16 protein-coding genes and 1 tRNA gene are annotated in these 20,757 nt (G+C 67.5%); 8 read left to right on the forward strand and 9 right to left on the reverse strand.

From position 1 onward, the window contains the following. Nucleotides 1-6: 6 nt before the first annotated feature. Nucleotides 7-789 (reverse strand): type I methionyl aminopeptidase, encoded by a 783-nt coding sequence (map, locus tag HDC34_RS08875; RefSeq protein ID WP_179556589.1) that lies wholly within the window; start codon nucleotides 787-789, stop codon nucleotides 7-9. 77 nt (nucleotides 790-866) lie between these two features. On the opposite strand from map, the gene HDC34_RS08880 reads away from it, so the two are divergent. Further along, on the forward strand, nucleotides 867-1,160 hold the full coding sequence (locus tag HDC34_RS08880; protein ID WP_179556590.1) for a helix-turn-helix domain-containing protein: 294 nt from the start codon (nucleotides 867-869) through the stop codon (nucleotides 1,158-1,160). 6 nt (nucleotides 1,161-1,166) lie between these two features. Here the strand turns inward: HDC34_RS08880 and HDC34_RS08885 are convergent, their stop codons facing one another. Together HDC34_RS08885 and HDC34_RS08890 are read right to left on the reverse strand one after the other, a co-directional pair. After that, nucleotides 1,167-1,511, reverse strand: a complete 345-nt coding sequence (locus HDC34_RS08885; protein ID WP_179556591.1) for a thiamine-binding protein — start codon at nucleotides 1,509-1,511, stop codon at nucleotides 1,167-1,169. A 53-nt stretch (nucleotides 1,512-1,564) separates the two neighbouring features. Then, nucleotides 1,565-1,639 (reverse strand) — tRNA-Ile (locus HDC34_RS08890). 110 nt (nucleotides 1,640-1,749) lie between these two features. Between HDC34_RS08890 and HDC34_RS08895 the strand changes: the two genes are divergently transcribed. From HDC34_RS08895 to HDC34_RS08925, 7 genes are all read left to right on the forward strand, one after another. Then, nucleotides 1,750-2,376 carry a TetR/AcrR family transcriptional regulator gene (locus HDC34_RS08895; RefSeq protein ID WP_179556592.1) on the forward strand — a complete coding sequence of 209 codons (627 nt, stop codon included), beginning with the start codon at nucleotides 1,750-1,752 and terminating at the stop codon, nucleotides 2,374-2,376. Nucleotides 2,377-2,573: 197 nt separating this feature from the next. Next, nucleotides 2,574-6,296, forward strand: coding sequence for an efflux RND transporter permease subunit (locus HDC34_RS08900; RefSeq protein WP_179556593.1), 3,723 nt, complete (start codon nucleotides 2,574-2,576; stop codon nucleotides 6,294-6,296). Between the two features lie 103 nt (nucleotides 6,297-6,399). Next, nucleotides 6,400-7,545 carry a glutamate 5-kinase gene (gene proB, locus HDC34_RS08905; RefSeq protein ID WP_179556594.1) on the forward strand — a complete coding sequence of 382 codons (1,146 nt, stop codon included), beginning with the start codon at nucleotides 6,400-6,402 and terminating at the stop codon, nucleotides 7,543-7,545. 50 nt (nucleotides 7,546-7,595) lie between these two features. Then, nucleotides 7,596-8,915 carry a glutamate-5-semialdehyde dehydrogenase gene (locus tag HDC34_RS08910; RefSeq protein WP_179556595.1) on the forward strand — a complete coding sequence of 440 codons (1,320 nt, stop codon included), beginning with the start codon at nucleotides 7,596-7,598 and terminating at the stop codon, nucleotides 8,913-8,915. 98 nt (nucleotides 8,916-9,013) lie between these two features. Continuing rightward, nucleotides 9,014-9,430: a hypothetical protein gene (locus HDC34_RS08915; RefSeq protein ID WP_104312075.1), complete on the forward strand. Its 417-nt coding sequence runs from the start codon at nucleotides 9,014-9,016 to the stop codon at nucleotides 9,428-9,430. Nucleotides 9,431-9,482: 52 nt separating this feature from the next. Then, on the forward strand, nucleotides 9,483-12,032 hold the full coding sequence (gene glgP, locus HDC34_RS08920) for an alpha-glucan family phosphorylase (protein WP_308807294.1): 2,550 nt from the start codon (nucleotides 9,483-9,485) through the stop codon (nucleotides 12,030-12,032). A 177-nt stretch (nucleotides 12,033-12,209) separates the two neighbouring features. Next, complete coding sequence (locus HDC34_RS08925; RefSeq protein WP_104253399.1) at nucleotides 12,210-12,716, forward strand: DUF3145 domain-containing protein; 507 nt, start codon at nucleotides 12,210-12,212, stop codon at nucleotides 12,714-12,716. A 134-nt stretch (nucleotides 12,717-12,850) separates the two neighbouring features. On the opposite strand, the gene fabF is transcribed toward HDC34_RS08925, so the two are convergent. The 6 genes from fabF to aceE all read right to left on the reverse strand — a co-directional run bounded on the left by fabF (nucleotide 12,851) and on the right by aceE (nucleotide 20,590). Next, on the reverse strand, nucleotides 12,851-14,092 hold the full coding sequence (gene fabF, locus HDC34_RS08930) for a beta-ketoacyl-ACP synthase II (RefSeq protein ID WP_179556597.1): 1,242 nt from the start codon (nucleotides 14,090-14,092) through the stop codon (nucleotides 12,851-12,853). 90 nt (nucleotides 14,093-14,182) lie between these two features. Then, on the reverse strand, nucleotides 14,183-14,428 hold the full coding sequence (locus HDC34_RS08935) for an acyl carrier protein (protein ID WP_068479114.1): 246 nt from the start codon (nucleotides 14,426-14,428) through the stop codon (nucleotides 14,183-14,185). 89 nt (nucleotides 14,429-14,517) lie between these two features. After that, nucleotides 14,518-15,528, reverse strand: coding sequence for a beta-ketoacyl-ACP synthase III (locus tag HDC34_RS08940; RefSeq protein ID WP_151423032.1), 1,011 nt, complete (start codon nucleotides 15,526-15,528; stop codon nucleotides 14,518-14,520). A 30-nt stretch (nucleotides 15,529-15,558) separates the two neighbouring features. Continuing rightward, a complete protein-coding gene (locus HDC34_RS08945; RefSeq protein ID WP_179556598.1) occupies nucleotides 15,559-16,482 on the reverse strand; it encodes an ACP S-malonyltransferase in 924 nt (307 codons plus the stop codon). A 78-nt stretch (nucleotides 16,483-16,560) separates the two neighbouring features. Beyond that, nucleotides 16,561-17,805: a CdaR family transcriptional regulator gene (locus HDC34_RS08950; protein WP_104312070.1), complete on the reverse strand. Its 1,245-nt coding sequence runs from the start codon at nucleotides 17,803-17,805 to the stop codon at nucleotides 16,561-16,563. 40 nt (nucleotides 17,806-17,845) lie between these two features. Further along, nucleotides 17,846-20,590 (reverse strand): pyruvate dehydrogenase (acetyl-transferring), homodimeric type, encoded by a 2,745-nt coding sequence (gene aceE / locus HDC34_RS08955; protein WP_104312592.1) that lies wholly within the window; start codon nucleotides 20,588-20,590, stop codon nucleotides 17,846-17,848. Between the last annotated feature and the right edge of the window lie 167 nt (nucleotides 20,591-20,757).

Below are 20,757 nucleotides of genomic sequence, written 5' to 3' on the forward strand. Positions count from 1 at the left end.
CGTTCGTCAGTCGACCGGCCCGGCGGGGAGGGTCAGGATGCGTGGCCCGTCTTCGAGGATCGCGATCGTGTGCTCGGAGTGGGCGGTTCGGCATCCCGTCACGCTGCGGAGCGTCCAGCCGTCGTCGTCCGTGACGAGCTCGCCGGTGTCGGCCATGACCCACGGTTCGATGGCGAGCAGCATGCCACGGCGGAGACGCACTCCGCGGCCCGGTCGGCCGTTGTTCGCGACGTGCGGATCCTGATGCATGGTGGAGCCGATGCCGTGTCCACCGAACTCCATGTTGATGTTGTAGCCCGCCGACGCGAGCACCGTGCCGATCGCGTGTGAGAGGTCGCCGATTCGAGCACCGGGGCGTGCGACGTCGATGGCAGCCGCGAGGGCTCGCTCCGTGACGGCGATGAGCGCTTCGTCACCGGCGTCCCGCGTCGAGCCGACGATGAAGCTGATCGCGGCGTCAGCCGCTACCCCGTCCTTGACGATGGCCAGGTCGAGTGTGAGAAGGTCCCCGTCAGCGAGACGGTAGTCGCGAGGCTTGGCGTGCAGCACGGCGTCGTTCACCCCTGTGCAGATGTAGTGGCCGAACGGCCCGCGCCCGAAGGATGGCTCGTAGTCGACGTAGCAGGAGCTCGCCCCCGCTTCGAGGATCATCGACCTGGCCCACCGGTCGATCTCGAGCAGGTTGGTCCCAGTTCTGACCCTCGATCTGAGCCCCTGCAGGATCGACCCGACCAGCTGCCCGGTGACTGCCGCCCGCGCCAGCTCTTCGTCGTTGAGGATCTCGATCATGCGGTGCCTTCCGTAGTCCGACGCGAAAGCGCCCCAATAAGTATCCCGGTAAAGATATACCGGATTAGTATCGGGTCATGGTCAGACTGCCGCTCAGCCCCGATGAGATCGAGCGCGGGGAGCGTCTCGGCGAGTTCCTACGACGAACTCGGGGGAACAGATCGATGCTGCGCGTGGCACTCGACGCCGGCGTCTCGCCCGAGACGCTTCGCAAGATCGAATCTGGCCGAGTCGCGACGCCGGCGTTCACGACGATCGCCGCTATCGCGGGGGTGCTGTCCGTTTCGCTTGACGAGATCTGGGCGCAGATCAGCACGCCAGACGACCGGGCGGAGTCCGCGACGGGTCCCGGCATCCGCGCGGTCAGCTGACGCCGGCTACCTCGACTGGGCCTCGCGCGCCTCGAGGGCCGCTTCCAGGCGCTCGACCTTTCCATCGAGCTCGCCCGTGTGCCCGGGCCGGATGTCCGCCTTCAGCACCAGGGAGACCCGGCTGCCGAACTGGCCGACGGCCTCGGTGGCCGCTTTGACGACGGCGAAGACCTCGTCCCACTCGCCCTCGATCGTCGTGAACATCGAGTCGGTGCGGTTGGGGAGCCCGGACTCGCGCACGACCGCGACGGCTGCTGCCACCGCGTTGTGCAGCGAGGCGTCGCCCTCACCCGGTGAAGGGGCGTTGGGGCTCGGAGTTCCGCTGGGGGCGACAGAGAAGGCAACGATCATGCCACCATCGTGCCACGCGGGCGCTCCGACAGGGAGTGCCGAACAGAGGAGAGTAGGGCGGGTGGGACTCGAACCCACGCATCGTCCAGTTATGAGCCGGATGCCTTAACCAGCTTGGCTACCGCCCCAAGCGCTGTCGATTCTAGCCAGAATTCGCTCCCGCGTGCGGCAGGCCGATGGTCGGGGTGTGCGCAGGTCTAGACTGGTGCCCCACAAGCGGGGTCGACGTCGATCCTGCATGCACGAAAAGCAGGGGATGATGAAGCGAGCTGAACAGCGAGCGCAGACGAGGCAGGCGCTTCTCGAGGCCGCCTCGCTCGAGTTCGAGGCAAACGGATACGCCGCGACAGTGCTCAGCGACATCTCTGATCGACTCGGCATGACCAAGGGAACTGTGTACTTCCACTTCCCGACGAAGGCGCTGCTCGCGCAGGCAGTCACGGTGAGCTGGACGGTCATGTGGGATGAGGAGATCGCGGCGTCTCGTGCTCGCGGCCTGTCGCTCGACGAGCTCGAGTCCCTGATGATCCGCATCGCAGAGCGCTTCCAGTCCGATGCGCTCATCCGCGCGACGATCAGGCTCGTCCGTGAGCGGGAGCTCATCGAGGAAGAGCTGCCCCGCCCGTTCGACCGGTGGCTCGAAGTGACGAAGGAGGCCCTCCAGGCGTCGCGTGAGTCCGGTGCGCTCCGGGATGACATCGACGTAGATGCGGCCGCGTGGCAGATCCTCGCGAACTTGGTCGGCATCCAGCTGCTGATCGACGATCTGAACGACGGCAGGAGCATCGTCGACCGCGTCCGCGAGATGTGGGCGGTCCACCGGGTGACGCTCGCGAACCCGGGACGTGGTGCCACGCACGCCTGATCCGCCGGTCGGCCCACTACCAGAGCCGCGCTCTTCCCGCCGCGCCGGGGTGGCCTTTCGGTCAAAGATCAGCCTCAAGTAGGGCATAGGGCAGACGGAACCCGTCCTTTCGGGCGATTCAGAGGAATCACCCCGGCGACAGGATTGAGGAGCGCCAGGTCACCGCTCGGCGTCGTATCGCGTCGAAAGGGCCCTCTGTGTCTGTGCTCACCCGTCTGAGTCTCAAGTATCGAATTCTGATCGGACTGCTCACGGCGGCGATCGCAGCCGCGGGGATCATCTCGACGGCCCAGCTCAAGCAGGAGCTCATGCCGTCGATGGAGATCCCCCAGGGCTTCGTGACGGCGACACTCGACGGCGCTTCTCCCGATGTGATGGTGTCGGAGGTCACCGAGCCGATCGAGAACGCCTTGCGCGCGGTCTCGGAGGTGCAGTCGGTCACCTCGACGACCTCGGAGGGCTTTGCCCAGATCGTCGTCGCGTGGAGCTTCGACGCGGACAAGACGCAGGTCGAGGCCGAGCTGCGCTCCGCCGTCGAGTCGACGGAGTCCCAGCGTCCTGAGTCATCGACGGCTGAGCTCATGACGTTCTCGCTCGATGCCCTGCCGGTGCTCACGCTCGGTGTGTCGTCGGATGCTGATACGGCCACCCTGTCGAAGACGATGACCGACACCGTGGTGCCTGCCCTCTCGCAGGTCGACGGGGTCCAGAACGTCGAGGTCTCCGGGGCGCGCGAAGAGCGCGTCGAGATCAATCTCCGCCAAGCCGACGTGGATGCTCTCGAGATCGACACGGCGACGATCGAGCCGACGTTGACGGCGGCGGGTCTTGTGCTCCCGGCGGGCGACGTGACGGGCGGCAGCGGCGAGATCTCCGTGCAGGTCGGCTCGCAGCTCGACACGCTCGATGCCATCCGCGCCCTGCCGTTCACCACAGAGGACTCGACGGTCCTGCTCTCGCAGTTCGCGGATGTCGACGTCAAGGAGATCCCCGCGACGTCGATCTCCCGCGTCAACGGTGCGGAGACCCTGACGCTCAGCGTCACCAAGGCCGCCGACGCGAGCACCGTCTCCGTGGCTCACGGAGTGACCGAGAAGCTCGCCGAGCTCACGCCGACACTTACGTCCAACGTCGTCTTCACGGAGATCGAGAACCAGGCGCCGTACATCGAGCAGTCGATCCACGATCTCTCGGTGGAGGGCGGGTTGGGCCTGATCTTCGCCGTCCTCGTCATCTTCCTGTTCCTCGCCTCGTTCCGTTCGACCATCGTCGCCGCGATCTCCATCCCGATGTCGCTGCTCATCACGATGGTCGGCCTCAACGTGGGTGAGTACTCGCTGAACATCCTGACGCTCGGAGCGCTCACGATCGCCGTGGGTCGCGTGGTCGACGACTCGATCGTCGTGATCGAGAACATCAAGCGAAGGCAGGGGACCGGCCCCCTCACGATCGAGGGCATCGTCGGCTCCGTCGGCCAGGTGGCAGGCGCCATCACGGCGTCGACGCTCGCGACGGTCGCCGTGTTCCTGCCCATCGCGTTCGTCGGGGATATCGTCGGCCAGCTGTTCCAGCCGTTCGCTCTGACGGTCTCGATCGCCCTCGTGGCCTCCCTGGTCGTCGCGCTCACCATCGTGCCCGTCTTCGCCTACTGGATGCTCCGTCGCCCGTCGAAGCCCATGAAGCGGGAGCGGTTCATCCGGGCTCGAGCGACGCACGCAGCGTGGACCGAACGGCAGGAGGAGTCTGCCGAGCGCCGCCGGGCACGCCAGGCGGCGAAGCTCGACGCGAAGAACGCGAACCGCGAAGCGCGCGGGAAGACGCTCCTGACGGTCCCCACCACCGTCACCGGTGTGGTCCAGGCGCGAGGCGATGGCGAGGAGGGGTCGCCGTATGACGGCCTGCAGCGCGCCTTCGTCCCGATTCTCGATGCGACGCTGCGCCACCCCCGCCGCACGGTCGCGGCCGCGCTCGCGCTCCTGCTCCTCACCGGTGTCGGGGCGACCGCCCTTCGCAGTGATTTCCTCGGCAGCATGGGCGACGAGACCATCGTGGTCGAGCAGAAGCTCGCACAGGGCACGACCATCGAGCAGAGCCTGGCGGGCGCGGAGAAGCTCGAGGCTGTCATCGCCACGAAGGACAGCGTCGAGACGTTCGTCAGCTCGATCGGGGCCGGCGGGGCGAGCGCTTTCGGTGGTGGCGGGGGAGACACCTCGATCACCGTGATCCCTGTCGAGGGGCAGGATGCGGAAACCGTCGCGAACAGCCTCAGAACTGACTTCGGCGGACTGAGCGACGTCGGTGAAGTGACCGTGACGACCGCCGCTTCGTCTGCGCTGGCGAGTGACGTGCAGCTCGCGATCCAGGGCAACGACGCGGACGCCCTCAGCCAAGCCGCGACGCAGCTCGGAGACGCGGTCAAGGATCTGCCTGGCGTGACCGCGGTCACGAACGACCTCAGCACTGGAGGGAACGTCGTCGTCGTCGACGTCGACCGCAGCAAGGCCGCGGGCTTCGGCTACACGCAGGCCACGGTCGGCCAGGCGGTCTCCGCCGCCCTCAACGGAACCCCGCTCGGATCCGTCCGCCTCGAAGGCGTCGACCGGGACATCGTGATCGCTCCGACCCAGGGCGCCGTCGCGCTTGACCAGCTTGCGCTCATGCAGCTTCCGGTGACCGCGGTCCAGCAGCAGCGCGCCATCCAGGATGCGACGGATGCCTTCGCGGACGAGCAGGAGGCGAAGGCCGAAGAGCAGCAGGCTGAGGCGGTCGAGCAGATGCAGCAGACGGTCGACGACGCCGTCGAGGCGCGAGACACGGTCTCGTCTCAGCTCGCAGAGCTGCAGACGCAGCTTGCGACCCTGCAGACAGCCCCGCTGACGCCGATGACCCCCGAAGTCGGTTCTGCGATGACGCCGGAGCAGGCAGCGCAGGCCGAGCGCGATGCGCAGATCGCGGCGCTCACCGAGGCGATCGCGCAAGCGGAGTCGGGTATCGAGCAGGCGAACGCCGGTGTCGACGCGGCCGTCAAGGCGCAGGAGGACATGGCGGCGCAGACGCTCGAGGCGGAGGAGACGCAGGCCAGGCAGGAGGGGCTCGCCGACACGAAGGCAACGCCCATCCGCCTCGGCGACATCGCCGCGGTGCGCGAGGAGGCGACGCCGAGTGCGATCACCCGCAACGACGGTGCGCGTCAGGTGACGGTCTCGATCACGCCAGCGGAGGGTCAGCTGGGAACCGTCACGCAGTCCGTGTACGCGGCGACCGACGGCCTCGCATTGCCGGCAGGCGTCACGTTCGCGGTCGGTGGCGCATCGGCCGACCAGAGCGAGTCGTTCGAGCAGCTCGGCATGGCGATGCTGCTTGCGATCGTCCTCGTGTTTCTCATCATGGTGGCGACGTTCCGCAGCCTCATGCAGCCGCTGATCCTGCTCGTCTCGGTGCCGTTCGCGGCCACGGGAGCTGTCGCGCTCCTGCTGCTCACGGACACGCCGCTCGGGCTCCCGTCGCTCATCGGCCTGCTGATGCTGATCGGCATCGTGGTGACCAACGCGATCGTGCTGATCGACCTCATCAACCACATCAGGGAGCGCGGAGCGAGCGTGCATGACGCGATCGTGCACGGCACCAGGCTTCGCCTCAGGCCGATCCTCATGACGGCCGCCGCGACGATCTTCGCGCTCATCCCGATGTCGCTGGGGCTCACCGGTGGCGGGGTCTTCATCTCGAAGCCGCTCGCCATCGTCGTCATCGGCGGTCTGATCAGCTCCACGCTGCTGACGCTGGTGCTCGTCCCCGTGCTCTACTCGAGCGTGGAGCGGCGCGCCGATCGCCGAGCCGCGAAGCGGGCGGCGCGAGCGGACCGGAAGGCCGAGGCCGCGGCGCGGAAGAAGGAGCTGGGCGCCGCCCCCGCGGCCAGCTGAGTGAGGCGGCGCTGCGCGAGAGCGCGGCGCCGTCATCCCATCGTGCCCGCGACGTTTCGCGACGCAATTCGGCACGCGCCGAGGATCAGGGGAGAATAGGCGGATGCATCCGATCGCCGCCCGTGCTCAGCTCTCGACCGCCCACCGCATCGTGGTCAAGATCGGGTCCTCATCGCTGACCGGCGCCGACGGACACCTCAACCTCGATGCGCTCCGCAAGCTGGTGCAGGTGATCGCCGACCGTCACGAGAGCGGCCTGCAGACCCTGCTCGTGACCTCTGGCGCAGTTGCCGCGGGTATCGGCCCACTCGGGCTGCCCTCGAGACCGCGTGACGTCGCGACGGCTCAGGCGGCCGCATCCGTTGGACAGGGGATGCTCGTGGCCAGGTACGCGGAGGCCTTCGCCGACCGGGCGATCACGGTTGGGCAGATCCTGCTCACCGCGGAGGACACGGTGCGCCGAACGCGCTACAAGAACGCGCAGCGGTCGCTCGAGCGGCTCTTCCGACTCGGCGTCGTCCCTATCGTGAACGAGAACGATGCCGTCGTGACCGATGAGCTGCGCTTCGGTGACAACGACCGTCTCGCGGCGCTGGTCGCGCAGCTCGTCGGTGCCGACGCGCTCGTGCTGCTCACCGACGTCGACGGCCTCTACGACGGACCGCCCACGAGGGAGGGCACACGGCGCATCTCGGAGGTGCTCGGCCCGAGCGACCTCGAGGGCATCGAGGTGTCCGGGAGGGGAAGCGACGTCGGAACGGGCGGCATGCTCACGAAGCTCGAGTCGGTGTCGATCGCCACGGGGTCGGGCATCCCCGTCGTCCTGACGAAGGCGGACAACGCACGACCGGCGATCGCGGGGGAGCGCGTCGGGACATGGTTCGCGCCCACTGGGAAGCGAGCGTCGCGGAAACGCCTGTGGATCGCGCACGCGGCACGTGTGCAGGGGAAGATCGTCCTCGACGACGGTGCCGTGGATGCCGTCCTCGGCGGCCGCGCCTCCCTCCTCGCGGCAGGCATCGTCGGCGTCGAAGGCGAGTTCGTCGCGGGTGACCCCGTCGAGCTCGTCTCCAGGAGCGGTTCCGTGATCGCGCGCGGCCTCACCGGCTTCGATGCCGTCGAGATCCCGGACATGCTCGGGCAGTCCTCGAGCGCGCTCCGCGCATCGCTGGGCTCAGGGTACGACCGCGAGGTCATCCACCGTGACGACCTCGTGCTGGTGCGCCCGAAGGGGCTCCGCGTCAGCTGAGTCGGGTGCAGCGGGCTGACGGGCTCCCGCGCCGCATAGAATGCACTGTCATGACGATCTTGCAGGGTGAGCGCGCGGAAACGGCCGACCAGGGTGATGCGGACGAGGCGGCGACAGCCGCGATCGTCGAGCTCGCCGGACGCGCACGAGCATCGTCCCGGGTCCTGGCGCGGGCGACGCGCGCGCAGAAGGACGGTGCGCTCCTCGCGCTCGCCGACGCGCTCGTGGCCGCCAGTCCGGAGATCCTCGCCGGCAATGCCCTCGACCTCGAGCGAGGGCGTGCCTCCGGTATGTCCGCGGGACTTCTCGACCGGCTCGCGCTCGACGACGCACGCATCCGCGCGATCGCAGACTCGCTCCGCGAGGTCGCGGCGCTTCCGGACCCGGTTGGGGCAGTCGTCCGTGGGTCGACACTCGCGAACGGCCTCCGGCTGCGTCAGCTGCGCGTGCCCATGGGCGTCATCGGCGTCATCTACGAGGCACGTCCGAACGTGACCGTCGATGTCGCGGGCCTCGCCTTGAAGAGCGGCAACGCGGTGATGCTGCGTGGCGGATCTGCGGCCGAGTCCTCGAACGAAGCCATCATCGGCACGATGCGCGCGGCACTCGAGGCCTACGGGCTGCCCGCCGACCTGGTGCAGTCCATCGACGAGTACGGGCGAGCCGGAGCGCGCGCGCTCATGCGCGCCCGCGGCCATGTCGACCTCGTCGTCCCGCGCGGCGGGGCTGGGCTCATCCAGACCGTGGTCCGCGAGTCCCGTGTCCCCGTCATCGAGACAGGGGTCGGCAACTGCCACGTCTTCGTCGACAGCTCGGCCGAGCTCGACATGGCCCTCGACATCATCATCAACTCCAAGACGCATCGGGTCGGGGTCTGCAACGCGGCCGAGACATTGCTCGTGCACGCAGATGCCGCCGCCGCATTCCTTCCTGGCGCGCTCTCCGAGCTGAACCAGCGCGGGGTTCGTCTGCACGGCGACGAGCGCACGCGGTCGGCCGCCCCGGGCGGCATCGAAGTCCACGAGGCGACGCACGAGGACTGGGCGACTGAGTACCTCGACTACGAGATCGCAGTGCGAGTCGTCGACGACTTCGACCAGGCCCTCGAGCACATCCGCGAGTTCAGCACGGGTCACACGGAGGCGATCGTCACGAGCTCGCTGCAGGCGGCAGAGCGGTTCACCGCCGAGGTGGATGCGGCCGCTGTGATCGTCAACGCGTCGACTCGCTTCACCGATGGCGGCCAGTTCGGTCTCGGCGCAGAACTGGGCATCTCGACGCAGAAGCTGCACGCACGTGGGCCCATGGGGCTCGAGGAGCTCACGACGACGAAGTGGGTCGTCACGGGCGACGGTCAGATCCGCTCCTGACAACCGCCGGGTGCGGGCGCCCAGAAGATCAGACCAGGTGATGACGCGCTCGGTCAGGTGCGCCACGTAGCCTTCTGGAAGTCGAGGAAGGGACGATCATGACCAGCACCCCACTGCCCATCGAGAACCAGCAGCAGAATCTCGACCGAGTGTTCCTCGGCGAACTCGAGGTGTCTCGCGATCGCATCGCCGGTCCCTACGGCTCGCTGCCGACCGCGGGCTCAACGGTCTTCGTCACGAACATGTCGCGAGTCGAGCGGGCGATCCCCACGTGGGCGATCATCGTCGCCATCGCGGGCTTCTTCGTCCTGACGATCTTCAGCCTGCTCTTCCTGCTCGTCAAAGAGGACAGGGTCGTCGGCGGCTACGAGGTGCGCATCTCGAATCCCACCGGCACGCTGACGAGCTTCGTGCCGGTCGATGCGAGGTCTGCCGCATGGATCTGGCAGGACCTCCAGGGGCGCGCAGCCGCCGCACGAGAGATCATCGCGTCGGTCACTTCTTCCGTTCACTGACGTTCACTCGCGCGACGCTGCAAGCGCGCGTTGTGGGGCTACGCTGTACCGCGTGAAGGCCTACGACTCGCTGCCCGTATCCACTGTCCTCCCCGATGAGCTCGCCGCTCTGAGGCTACTTGCGAAGAACCTCCGCTGGTCTTGGCGCCCGAGCGCCGAGCGACTCTTCGCGGGCATCGACGAGCGGTTGTGGCGCGTGTGCGGCCGCAATCCGGTCGTGATGCTGCGCTCACTTTCAGCGTCGCGGGCCGCCGAGCTCGCCGCTGACGACGCGTTCCTCGCCCGTCTCGGACAGGAGGCCGAGAACCTGGCCGCCTACCTCCAGAGCGACCGCTGGTTCCACGAGCGCACCCGCGCGAGCGAAGACGAGGGCACGAGCGTCGCCTACTTCTCCATGGAGTTCGGCATCACCGAATCGCTGCCCGTCTACTCCGGGGGCCTCGGCGTGCTCGCCGGCGACCATCTCAAGAGTGCGAGCGATCTCGGTGCGCCCGTCATCGGCATCGGACTCCTCTACACCTACGGGTACTTCTCGCAGACGCTCTCCCGGGAAGGCTGGCAGCAGGAGGCGTACACGGAGCATCCTCCGACGGATCTCGCGGTCGACCCCGTGCTTGACGCCGAGGGGCAGCAGGTACATGTAGCGCTCGGCTTCCCCGACGGGAGATCCCTCGACATCGCCCTCTGGGAGGCGCAGGTCGGGAGCGTGCCTCTGCTGCTGCTCGACACGAACCTGCCGACGAACCCCGAGGACTTCCGCGCGATCACCGACCGTCTCTACGGTGGTGACGCGGAGCACCGCATCCGCCAGGAGATCGTGCTGGGCGTCGGTGGTGTTCGCGCAGTTCAGGCCTACGCGGAACTTCGCGGACGTCGGCAGCCGACGGTCTTCCACCTCAACGAGGGCCACGCCGGCTTCTCGGGGATCGAGCGGATCGGGCAGCTCATGGCTGACGGCGAGACGTTCGACACGGCCCTGGCGATCGTCCGCTCGAGCACTGTCTTCACGACGCACACGCCGGTTCCCGCAGGCATCGACCGATTCGATGCGCACCTCGTCCAGCGCTACCTGGGCTCGTCGGGCGGCCACACCCTTGTGCCCGAGGTCCCCGCTGCCCGCATCATGGACCTGGGAGCGGAAGACGATCCAGGTCGCTTCAACATGGCGCACCTCGGCCTCCGGCTCGCCCAGTACGCCAACGGCGTCGCCAAGCTCCACGGCGTCGTCTCACGTGGCATGTTCGCGAAGCTCTACCCGGGTGTGGAACCCGAGGAGGTGCCGATCGGCTCCATCACCAACGGCGTGCACATCCCGAGCTGGACCCGACCGGCGATGATGCCAGTCATCGAGGCGATGAACGGCGGGCCGGACCTGGCCACCTCCAACACCTGGGACAACCCCGGCGCGGTCAGCGCTGAAGAGCTGTGGCGCATCCGCGGCGAACTGCGTGCCGAGCTGGTGGGTCGCGCGCGCGACTCCGTGCGCGCGTCGTGGAAGGCACGCGGTGCGCAGGATGCGGAGCTCGGCTGGGTCAGGGACGTCCTCGATCCCAGCCGGCTCACCGTCGGCTTCGCGCGCCGGGTCTCGACCTACAAGCGCCTGACGCTGATGCTCCAGGACCGGGAACGGCTGGCGCGAATCCTGAACAATCCCGAGCGGCCCGTGCAGTTCGTGATCGCCGGCAAAGCGCATCCAGCCGATATGGGCGGCAAGCAGCTCCTGCAGCAGCTCGTCGCGTTCGCGGACGAGGCGGGTGTGCGGGATCGCATCGTGTTCCTGCCCGACTACAACGTCACGATCGCCAGGCACCTCGTAGCCGGGAGCGACGTCTGGCTCAACAATCCCGTGCGTCCACAGGAAGCCTCGGGGACCTCGGGGATGAAAGCCGTCATGAACGGCTGCCTGACCTTCTCGATTTCCGACGGCTGGTGGGACGAGATGGCGGATGACAGCGTCGGCTGGACCATCCCGGACACGAGCGGTGTCGACGAGCACACCCGGGACGCGCTCGAGGCCGGGGCCCTCTACGACATCCTCGAGCATGAGATCGCCCCGCTCTTCTACGATCGTGACGAGCGCGGCCTGCCCGTCGAATGGGTCGAGAAGGTGCGCCGCTCGATCGCGATCGTCGGGCCGAAAGTCGCCGCCGAACGCATGGTCCGCGACTACGTGAACGACTTGTACCTCCCAGCGGGGCGTTCGGCGCGGATCGCCGCTGATCGGGTCGAAACCCGTGCATTCGCCAGCTGGCTGGGCGAGGTGCGCGCTGCCTGGCCCAGTGTTCGGGTCGAGTCCGTGGGAGCAGCGGACCCGGCTCCGAGGACCGGGGAGAGCCTCCGCCTGTCCGCTCGTGTGGAGCTCGGGCAGCTCACCACGGACGACGTGCTGGTCGAGGCGATCGTCGGGACGCCTGGCGAGCAGGGGGAGCTGCAGGGGGCTCGCATCGTGGAGATGCGCCCCGCCAGCGAGTGGCCGTCGGAGTTCCTGGCCGATGTGCCGCTGGACGCTCCGGGTCACCTCGGCTACACGGTTCGAGTGCAGCCCAAGCATGCCTACCTGCAGGCGCCGGCGGAGCTAGGCCTGGTTCGCTACCCGGCCTAGCGGCGAACTTTCGGGCGGCGGCGTCGAATGTAATGACAGGCTTGTCATTCGGCGTCGCCGTCGGGCATAATTCAAGAGACGACAGAAATGTCGACGTCTGGTAAACGATGCAGTTCGCATCCATTCATCACGTGATCGTTGGGGAAGACGAATCACCAAACGAATGGAGGAGAACTCATGGTTGCACCAAACGCAGGAGGGGTGCTCTACGTGCACTCCTCTCCTAAGGCGCTTTGCCAGCACGTCGAATGGGGTGTCGGTCGCGCCCTCGGGTACGCCGTCAACCTTCCTTGGATCGACCAGCCGGTCATTCCGGGGCAGTTGCGTGCGGAGTTCACCTGGGAAGGCGAGCCCGGCGCGGGGGCGGCGATTGCGTCGCATCTGCGCGGGTGGGCTCACCTTCGCTTCGAAGTCACCGAGGACGCGCGTCCTGGCGTCGATGGCGGTCGTTGGATGCACACGCCTGAGCTTGGTATCTACTATGCCCAGACGGATGCCTCTGGCGGCGTCGTGGTTCCGGAAGAACGCGTCCGGTACGCGATGGAGATCGCGGGCGGCAACGCCTCTGAGCTCCACCGTGAGCTGCGCCTCGCGCTTGGGCAGGCTTGGGACGACGAGTTGGAGCCTTTCCGCATCGCCGGAGACGAGAGTCCCGTCGTTTGGATGCACCACCGCGTCGGCTAGGTCAGCCACGCCGTAGGCCCGCCGTGAGGTGAGTCTGCAGCTGTTCTCGATACTCCAAGGACTGTGGCCCCTCAGGTTTCCACCTGAGGGGCCACAGTTCTGTCTGCGCGCGGCGAACCGCGTGCAGGTCTTGCCTAGATGCCGCGGAACGCGACGACGGCGTTGTGCCCGCCGAAGCCGAACGACGTCGAGATCGCGACCTTGCCGGACGCCTCGAACGGGCGCGGTTCGGTCACCACGTCGAGGTGGATGGCAGGGTCCTGCTCGTTGAGGTTGATCGTCGGGGGCAGCGTGCCCTCGGAGAGCGCGAGCACCGTGAACATCGCCTCGATGGCGCCGGCCCCACCGAGGAGATGGCCAGTGGATGCCTTCGTCGCCGAGACGGGGATCGACGCGAGGTGGTCCCCGAAGACGGACATAAGGGCCGTGAACTCGGCGATGTCCCCGACGGGTGTCGAGGTCGCGTGCGCGTTGATGTGGGTGACGTCCTCGACCGAGACCCCGGCTTGCTCGAGTGCAGCCCTGATGGCGCGGGCAGCCCCCGTACCTTCTGGGTCCGGCGCGGTGATGTGGTGCGCGTCTGCGGTCACTCCGCCACCGATCAGCTCGGCGTAGATGCGTGCGCCACGGGCGAGCGCGTGCTCTTCCGTCTCAAGCACGAGCGCCGCGGCACCTTCGCCGAGCACGAAGCCGTCGCGGCTCACGTCGTAGGGGCGTGACGCGTGCGACGGGTCGTCGTTGCGCTTGGAGAGCGCCTGCATGGCCGCGAAGGAGGCGACGGGCAGGGGGTGGATGGCCGCTTCCGATCCGCCGGCGACCACGACGTCTGCGAGGCCCTGCTGGAGGTGCTCGTAGGCGTCGGCGATTGCTTCTGTGCTCGAAGCGCACGCGGAGACGACGGTGCGGACGCCGGCGCGGGCCTGGATGTCCATGCCGATCGCGGCTCCGGGGCCGTTCGGCATGAGCATGGGAACCGTCAGCGGCATGACGCGGCGCGGCCCCTTCTCGCGGAGCGTGTCCCAGGCGTCGAGCAGGGTCCATACGCCGCCGATGCCGGTGGCCCAGTCGACGAGGAGTCGCTCGGCGGGGATGTCGCCAACCGTGAGCCCGGCGTCGGCGAAGGCCTCGCGGCCAGCGATAAGCGCGAACTGGCTTGAGGGGTCGAGGCGCTTCGCCTCGTGGCGGGGGAGCACCTCGCTTGCCGGGACCTTGGCGGTCGCGGCGAATTCGATGGGGATCTCGTACTTCGCGACCCATTCGGCCTCGAGCGTCCGGGCTCCGGACTCACCGGCGAGGAGTGCTTCCCAGGTGCTGCGGGCGTCTCCGCCGAGCGGGGAAGTCGCTCCGATTCCGGTGACGACGATTTTCTTGGTCATGACAATTGCTCCTGAATGAACTGGGGCGAAGGTGAAACAGTCACCAAGAGTGGGCGGCAGATGCCGCCCACTCGAAGTGGAGGACCGTCCTTAGGACGCTGCGACGATGAAGTTGACGGCGTCGCCCACGGTCTTGAGGTTTGCGACCTCGTCGTCCGGGATCTTGACGTCGAACTTCTCTTCGGCGTTGACGACGATCGTCATCATGGAGATCGAGTCGATGTCGAGGTCGTCGGTGAAAGACTTCTCAACGGTGACCGTGTCAGCCGCGATTCCGGTCTCGTCGTTTACGAGCTCAGCGAGTCCCGCGAGAACTTCGTCGTTGGTAAGTGCCATGGTGTTTCTCCTTGATTGTCAATGACCGAGCCAAGTGTATTGGTCGGCGGCGGTGCGTGGTGGAGGCGTGCGGGGAGTTCTTGGCCGCGTTAGGGGAGCACGACGACCTGGGCGCCGTACACGAGGCCGGCGCCGAAGCCGATCTGCAGTGCGAGGCCGCCCGAGAGCTCGGGGTTCTCTTCGAGCAGCCGGTGCGTTGCGAGCGGCACCGAGGCGGCCGAGGTGTTGCCGGTCGTCGCGATGTCGCGGGCGATGACGACGTGGTCTGGCAGGGCGAGCTGCTTCGCGAACTCGTCGACGATGCGCATGTTCGCCTGGTGAGGGATGAAGGCGGCGAGCTGGTCGGGGGTGACGCCCGCCTCTTCGAGTGCGCGTCGCGCGACCTTCGCCATGTCCCAGACCGCCCAGCGGAAGACGCTCGGCCCGTCCTGGCGCAGCGTGGGCCATTCGGAGCCGCCTTGGCGGTACTCCTGCAGGCTCGCGTTCATGGAGACTGCCTCCCAGCGCGAGCCGTCGGATCCGAGGATCGACTTGGAGATGCCAGGAGTGTCGCTCGGCCCGATGATCGCCGCTCCCGCACCGTCACCGAGGAGGAACGAGATGGTGCGGTCGGTTGGGTCGATGAGGTCGGAGAGCTTCTCCGTGCCGACGACGAGGACGTGCTCGGCGACGCCGGTGCGCACGAGCGCGTCGGCCTGGGCGACGGCGTAGCAGTAGCCGGCACATGCGGCGTTGAGGTCGTAGGCTGCCGCGGGCGTCGTGCCGACGAGGTCGGCCAGGCGGGCGGCGAGCGAGGGCGTCTGCATCCCGTTGCTGATCGTCGCGACGATCACGGCACCGATCCTGCTCGGGTCGATGCCGGAACGCTCGATGGCCTCGCGGGAGGCGTCGACGGCGAGGTCGAGTGCGCTCGTGTCCTCGTTAGCGCGGACTCGAGTGATGACGCCGGTGCGCTGGCGGATCCACTCGTCTGAAGAGTTGATCGGCTCGATGATCTCCGAGTTCGGCACGACGCGCTCACCGCGGGCGGCGCCCATTGCGAGGATGCGCGTGAACTGCGCGCCCGTCGACTGCACGAGGGTGGGTGTTGCTGTGGTCATGCGAGTCCTCTCGAGGATGCTCTTGGCGGGTCAGGCGTCGGCGGCGATGCGCTCGCGCGCCACGTCGAGGTCTGCGGGAGTGGAGAGCGCGAGCGTCGGCGTTCCCTTGAGGGCGCGCTTGGCGAGCCCGCTGAGGGTGCCGGCGGGCGCGAGCTCGATGAGCGAGGTGACGCCGGCGGCCGCGAAGGAGCGCATGCAGGCGTCCCAGCGCACGGGCTGCGCGAGCTGGCGGATGAGGGCTGCGCGAAACTCGACGCCGTCCGTCACGGTCTCGCCGGTCTCGTTGGACCAGATGGTGCGCACTGGATCGCGAACCTCGAAGAGCTCGGCGTCCGCGCCGAGTGCGGTGCGGGCCTGCTCCATGTACCGCGTGTGGAACGCGCCGGCGACTTTGAGGGGGATGACGCGCGTCCCGGCGGCCGGTTCGCTGCGGAGCGCGTCGAGGGCCTCCGGGGCGCCTGCGGCGACGATCTGGCCGCCGCCGTTGAAGTTGGCCGGGGTGAGGTCGAGCTCTGCGAGGCGCGCGAGAACGGCTTCTTCGTCTCCGCCCAGCACTGCGCTCATGCTGGTCGGCGTCGCGGCCGCATCCTGTGCCATGAGCTGGGAGCGGCGGGCGACGAAGCGCATCGCGGTGTCGGCGTCGAAGATGCCGGCAGCGTAGGCGGCTGTGATCTCGCCGACCGAGTGTCCGGCGACACCGCGGACGGCGGACGCTGCTCCAGGGAGTTCCATGAGCGAGTTCCACGCGAGGATGCCGGCGGCGACGATGAGGGGCTGGGCGATCGCCGTGTCACGGATCGTGTCGGCGTCTGACTCGGTGCCGTGCTTGACGAGGTCGATGCCGGAGGAGGCGGACAGCTGCTCGAGCGTGTCTCGGTTCCTCGCGTCTTCGATCCAGGGGAGCAGGAAGCCTGGAGTCTGAGAACCCTGGCCTGGGCAGGTGACGACAATCATGGATTCCATCATGACAGCACCTGAGCCCTCAGCCCTGTAGCAACAGTCCCAAGAAGTCGAGAATTCATTAGAGGATCTCTAGTGGGAGGTGCGCCGACCGCGTCGCGGCACGTTGGCTGCTCCGGTCGTGCCCGTTTGGCGTCGCGGTTCGGGCTGCTTGGGCTCGGCGATGTTGCCGAGGATGAGCGCGCACTGCAGGATGAGGGCCTCGCGTGGTCCGGTCGCGTCCCAGCCGATGACTTCGCTGACCCGCTTGAGGCGGTAGCGAACGGTGTTGGGGTGCACGAAGAGCTCGCGTGCGGTCGCTTCGAGTGAGCGGCCGTTGTCGAGGTAGCACCAGAGCGTTGTGAGGAGGTCGCTCTGATGATCGGCGAGCGGCCTGAACACGCGGGCGACGAGCGTCTGTCTCGCGAGCGGGTCGCCTGCGAGTGCTCGCTCCGGCAGCAGTTCGTCGGCGAGCATGGGCCGCTGCGCCTTGCGCCAGGCGCCGGCGACCGCGAAGCCGGCGAGTGCGGCGCGCGCGCTTCTGGAGGCCTCGACGACGCTCGGCACGGGTGGGCCGAGCACCAGACGTCCGTCACCGAAGCTCGGTTCGAGGCGCTCGGCGATCTCCATGAACGGAACCTGCTCGGTCTCGTCACCCTCCCCGTTGGGGTGCGCGCGCCCGATGACGAGCACGAGGCGCCCGCCTTGGACGCCGACGAGCAGGTCGACCTTGTTGTGTCTGGCGGTTCGGCGGATCTGGTCGACCTCGAGGATCCTCGGGGTGGTCCCGACGAGGACGCTCACCTCGCCGTGGCCGTGCCAGCCGAGTGCCGCGATGCGGCTCGGGAGCTCATCATCGTGCTCGCCCGTGAGGATCGAGTCGACGACCAGCGCCTCGAGGCGCGCATCCCACAACCCGCGAGCCTCCGCGGCGCGCGCGTAGACGTCCGCAGCCGCGAAGGCGATGTCACGCGAGTACTTCAGCACCGCTTCACGCACGTCGCCGTCCGTGGACTTCGTCCGTTCCTCGACGACCTCCACGACCACTCGGATGAGCTGCAGCGTCTGCTGCAGGCTCACCGAGCGGAGGAGCTCGCGCGGAGCGGAGTCGAAGACGTCCGCCGCCACCCAGGGGGTGGCGGTCGGGTCCTCGAACCAGGCGATGAAGGAGGAGATGCCCGACTGGGCGACGAGGCCGACGGCGCTTCGTCGCCCAGGGGGCATGTCCCCGAACCAGGGAAGGGTGTCTTCCAAGCGCTTCACTGTCGCGGTCGAGAGCTCTCCCGAGATCGACCGAAGCCAGTTGAGTGTCTGGTCCTTTGTGCGTGGAGCGGGCATGATTCCGAACTGTGAGGTGGCGAGCAGGGGAGGAGGGCCGTTAGGCGTCTCCGCCCGCGCTGCCGCTCGTGCCGGCCTTCGGGTTGTGCAGGTCGTACTTGTCGATGGCCTCCTGCACGACCGAGCGGTCGAGCTTGCCCTGCGTCGCGAGGCGCTCGAGGGCGCGGACGACGACGGAGTGGCTGTCGATGAGGTAGTAGCGACGAGCTGCCGGACGAGTGTCGGAGATGCCGAAGTCATCGGCGCCGAGCGTCGTGAAGTCGTTCTTCACGAACGGACGGATCTGGTCCTGCACGGCGTGCGAGAAGTCGCTCACCGCGATGACCGGGCCCTCTGACGCCTGGAGCTTGTCCGTGACGAAGGGAACCTTCGGCTCCTCGTTCGGGTGCGTCCAGTTGTACTCCTCGGCACGGAGGCCGTCGCGACGGAGCTCGTTCCAGGACGTGACCGACCAGACCTCGGCGGCAACGCCCCAGTCCTTCTCGAGAATCTCCTGCGCCTCGAGAACCCACGGCACACCCACGCCAGACGCGAGCAGCTGCACGCGCGGCCCGGAGGCCTCGGTTCCCTTGAGGTAGTAGATGCCCTTGAGGATGCCCTCGACGTCGACGTTCTCCGGCTCAGCTGGCTGCGCCATCGGCTCGTTGTACACCGTGAGGTAGTACATGACGTTCGGGTCCTGCTTCGGGTTCTCCGACTGGGAGTCCGGGCCGTACATCCGCTCGATGCCTGCCTGCATGATGTGTGCGAGCTCGTAGGCGTAAGCAGGGTCGTAGGTGATGACTGCCGGGTTGGTTGCGGCGATGATCGGCGAGTGGCCGTCCATGTGCTGCAGGCCTTCGCCGGCGAGTGTGGTGCGTCCGGCGGTGGCTCCGATGAGGAAGCCCCGCGAGAGCTGGTCGGCTGCCGCCCACATGGCGTCCGCCGTGCGCTGGAACCCGAACATCGAGTAGTACATGTAGATCGGGATCATGGCTTCGCCGTGCGTCGAGTACGACGAACCGGCTGCCGTGAATGCGCCCATGGCGCCGGCCTCGTTGATGCCGACGTGGTTGATCTGACCCTGTTCGCTCTCGCGGTAGGCGAGGAGCAGCTCACGGTCGACCGACATGTAGTGCTGGCCGTTGGGGTTGTAGATCTTCGCGGTCGGGAAGAACGCGTCGACACCGAAGGTGCGGGCCTCGTCCGGGATGATCGGGACGATGCGTGCGCCGAAGTCCTTGACGCGCATGAGGTCCTTGAGGAGGCGGACGAACGCCATCGTCGAGGCGATCTCCTGCGTTCCGGATCCCTTCTTGACGGACGCGTACGTCTTGTCTTCCGGGACCGCGATCTGCGTGAACTTCGAGCGACGCTCCGGCACGAAGCCGCCGAGCTCGCGGCGACGCTCCTGCATGTACTGGATGGCCTCGTTGTCCGCGCCGGGGTGGTAATACGGCGGCTGGTAGACGTCGGCTTCGAGCGCTGCGTCCGAGATGGGGATGTGCAGCTGGTCGCGGAACGCCTTCAGGTCGGGAAGCGTGAGCTTCTTCATCTGGTGCGTCGCGTTGCGGCCCTCGAAGTGCGGTCCGAGGCCGTAGCCCTTGATCGTGTGGGCGAGGATGACGGTCGGCTGGCCCTTGTGCTCAGTCGCTGCCTTGTAGGCCGCGTAGACCTTGCGGTAGTCGTGGCCGCCTCGCTTGAGGCCCCAGATCTCGTCGTCGCTGTAGTTCTCGACGAGCTTGAGCGCTTCTGGGTCGCGTCCGAAGAAGTTGTCGCGGACGAATCCACCCGACTCCGTCTTGTACGTCTGGAAGTCGCCGTCTGGCGTCTCGTTCATGAGCGTGCGGAGCGCGCCCTTGTCGTCGCGCTCGAGCAGCGAGTCCCACTCGCGACCCCAGACGACCTTGATGACGTGCCAGCCGGCGCCGCGGAAGAAGCTCTCGAGCTCCTGGATGATCTTGCCGTTTCCGCGGACGGGGCCGTCGAGGCGCTGCAGGTTGCAGTTGACGACGAAGGTGAGGTTGTCGAGGTTCTGGTTGGCTGCGACCTGCAGCTGACCACGCGACTCGACCTCATCCATCTCGCCGTCACCCAGGTACGCCCACACGTGCGAACCGGAGGCGTCCTTGATGCCGCGATTGGTGAGGTACTTGTTGAACTGCGCCTGCCAGATCGCGTTGAGCGGCCCGATACCCATCGAGACGGTCGGGAACTGCCAGAAGTCCTTCATGAGGCGCGGGTGCGGGTACGACGGCATGCCGAACGGGGCAGCGGACTGCTCCTGGCGGAAGCCGTCGAGCTGCTCCGAAGAGATCTGACCCTGAAGGAAGGCACGCGAGTAGTTGCCGGGGGAGGCGTGGCCCTGGAAGAAGACCTGGTCGGGCCCGTCCGCGTGGTCGTAGCCCTTGAAGAAGTGGTTCAGACCCACTTCGTAGAGCGTCGCCTGCGACGCGTAGGAGGAGATGTGGCCGCCGACTGCGACCCCTTCGCGCTGCGCGCGCTGCACCGTCATGGCCGCGTTCCAGCGGATCCACGAACGGTACGTGCGCTCCAGCGACTCGTCACCGGGGAACTCTGGCTCATCCTCGGGCGCAATCGAGTTCACGTAGTCGGTGGTTGGAACCATGGGAACGCCGAGGTGGCGCTCCCGAGACCGCTCAAGAAGGCTGAGCATGATGTCTCGTCCGCGCTGGTGTCCCTGCGCGTCTACGACCGCATCGAGCGATTCTCGCCATTCGGCGGTCTCCTCGGGGTCGCTGTCAACGTAATGCTCTGAGTACGGATCCTGGTTGTTAACAGCCACCGTCGACCTCATTTCGTTCCGGGTTCGTCACGTCAATGGCGCACGCCAGGTTACGACGCGCAGTCCACCCGCTAGCCTATCTATGGTTTGTGCGATGCACACGCAGGTTGAGGGGAATCCTTGTCGAAGCGCGCACAACCGAACATCGTGAGTGGAGAGGGCCTGAT

The organism is Pseudoclavibacter sp. JAI123 (assembly GCF_013409665.1).
Taxonomy (GTDB): Bacteria; Actinomycetota; Actinomycetes; order Actinomycetales; family Microbacteriaceae; genus Pseudoclavibacter.

Coding starts and splice junctions, on each gene's coding strand:
- proB (WP_179556594.1), top strand. CDS start 6,400: ATGCATCCGATCGCCGCCCGTGCTCAGCTCTCGACCGCCCACCGCATC.
- HDC34_RS08910 (WP_179556595.1), top strand. CDS start 7,596: ATGACGATCTTGCAGGGTGAGCGCGCGGAAACGGCCGACCAGGGTGAT.
- HDC34_RS08885 (WP_179556591.1), bottom strand. CDS start 1,511: ATGATCGTTGCCTTCTCTGTCGCCCCCAGCGGAACTCCGAGCCCCAAC.
- fabF (WP_179556597.1), bottom strand. CDS start 14,092: ATGACCAAGAAAATCGTCGTCACCGGAATCGGAGCGACTTCCCCGCTC.
- HDC34_RS08935 (WP_068479114.1), bottom strand. CDS start 14,428: ATGGCACTTACCAACGACGAAGTTCTCGCGGGACTCGCTGAGCTCGTA.
- HDC34_RS08895 (WP_179556592.1), top strand. CDS start 1,750: ATGCACGAAAAGCAGGGGATGATGAAGCGAGCTGAACAGCGAGCGCAG.
- HDC34_RS08925 (WP_104253399.1), top strand. CDS start 12,210: ATGGTTGCACCAAACGCAGGAGGGGTGCTCTACGTGCACTCCTCTCCT.
- HDC34_RS08880 (WP_179556590.1), top strand. CDS start 867: ATGGTCAGACTGCCGCTCAGCCCCGATGAGATCGAGCGCGGGGAGCGT.
- HDC34_RS08915 (WP_104312075.1), top strand. CDS start 9,014: ATGACCAGCACCCCACTGCCCATCGAGAACCAGCAGCAGAATCTCGAC.
- HDC34_RS08950 (WP_104312070.1), bottom strand. CDS start 17,805: ATGCCCGCTCCACGCACAAAGGACCAGACACTCAACTGGCTTCGGTCG.
- HDC34_RS08945 (WP_179556598.1), bottom strand. CDS start 16,482: ATGATTGTCGTCACCTGCCCAGGCCAGGGTTCTCAGACTCCAGGCTTC.
- map (WP_179556589.1), bottom strand. CDS start 789: ATGATCGAGATCCTCAACGACGAAGAGCTGGCGCGGGCGGCAGTCACC.
- HDC34_RS08940 (WP_151423032.1), bottom strand. CDS start 15,528: ATGACCACAGCAACACCCACCCTCGTGCAGTCGACGGGCGCGCAGTTC.